1 pseudogene is annotated in these 362 nt (G+C 66.3%); it reads right to left on the bottom strand.

Going from position 1 to position 362, the window contains the following annotated elements:
- Positions 1 to 288 (bottom strand): annotated as a pseudogene (locus NPS47_RS25485) (hemagglutinin repeat-containing protein); the annotation flags it as partial.
- Positions 289 to 362: the final 74 nt, after the last annotated feature.

Here is a 362-nt window from a genome sequence, read left to right as displayed (position 1 = left end):
AATGCTCAGGCCACCCCCTTGCGGTCCGACACCAATGCTGGCGCCAATGGCACCGCCGCTGCTGCTGTTCTTGCCGTCCAGCTTCTGCGTGTTGGCCGCAGCCTCGAGGTGGATATCGCGTTCGGCGGACAGCAGCAGGTCGTTGCCGGCCTTGAGCTGGCTGCCCTGCACGCGGATGTCACCCGCTGCGCCCTCGGTTCCGTTGCCGGTGGCGACGATGGTCAGGTTGTGGCCACTGGTCAGGCTGCTGCCTTGGCTGACCGTCTGCTCCTGGGTCTGGCGAGCGCTGGACTTTTGTCCTTGCTTAGCTCTCCACTTGCCCTCCCCCCATGCACCACGCTACTCTCCCCCGGTCGCTGCCG

This window comes from Pseudomonas putida (assembly GCF_028682475.1).
Classification (GTDB): Bacteria; Pseudomonadota; Gammaproteobacteria; order Pseudomonadales; family Pseudomonadaceae; genus Aquipseudomonas; species Aquipseudomonas putida_AG.
This window is presented reverse-complemented; position numbering and strand designations above follow the sequence as displayed.